The organism is Pedobacter segetis (genome assembly GCF_016623585.1).
In the GTDB taxonomy this organism is placed as follows: domain Bacteria; phylum Bacteroidota; class Bacteroidia; order Sphingobacteriales; family Sphingobacteriaceae; genus Pseudopedobacter; species Pseudopedobacter segetis.
Genome location: NZ_JAEHFY010000061.1, coordinates 1 through 879, shown reverse-complemented (window position 1 = coordinate 879; position 879 = coordinate 1). Strand labels below are relative to the sequence as shown.

General features: G+C 28.8%; 1 protein-coding gene. It reads right to left on the bottom strand.

Annotated features, from left to right (window positions below; all coding sequences use genetic code 11):
• Positions 1-136: 136 nt before the first annotated feature.
• Positions 137-879 (bottom strand): hypothetical protein (locus I5M32_RS16565; RefSeq protein ID WP_234462001.1); only part of this gene is annotated, 743 nt, incomplete at its 5' end.

Sequence of the window (879 nt, the reverse complement as noted above, 5' to 3'; positions counted from 1 at the left end):
TAACGGTTTGCTAATTTGTACTGAAATGGCATTGCTTGCAAAACCATTGTCGTACCGCACTAAATTAAGTAAATAATTGATGAATTGAAGTAAACCACTGTCAGCCATTTTTGTGCAAATTTGCTGTTAGGTGCAGTTATTCTTCTTCTACGTTTAGTATTGCTCTAAATTTATCTTCAATTTCATTAATTTTAATTGGCAAATTTTCTCTCAATTCTTTAGATATTTTAGACATCTGTTCAGAATGGTGTTTTAAGTAATCTTTTTCTAAATTTCCCCTTTTAATTCTTTCCTGACCGAAGCTAAATTCCCAACCTTTATCCCAATATTCTACGAATATTTCGTCAATGGATTTACAGAATGATTTAGCAAAAAAAAGTTTATTTACTAAATAAAAATCTCTAAAGTCATTAATTGCATCATTTGCTCTTGCCGCTCGCTCCTGACTCTCTTTATCTCCATCTTCGATAATTGGGTGCATGAAATTTGTCCAATTAACCATTGCAGAATGTAGTTCAATTAATTTTTTATAAAGTTCTAATATTACTTTACTTCTTTCTTGATGTAAAAAACCAAATTTAATCTGATGCGTAATGTTGTTTTTGGCTAATTCGGATTTTAGAGGTTCAATCTTTAAAGTCAGCTCTTCACTAAGTTTGCTTTTATAACTTTCGATTTTCTCATTAAAATCTTTTTTAACATTTTCAGTTAATTTTGTAAATTCTTCAATTGTAGAAAGTTTAGCAACTTCCTTTGCTAATGAAATCAACCACGATTTATAAAATATAAAATACGAAGCGATTAAAAATAAGATGACCTCAATTATTATTTCAAATATTTTGTTTATCATAATTTGTCGGTTTATAATTGCACCTAACG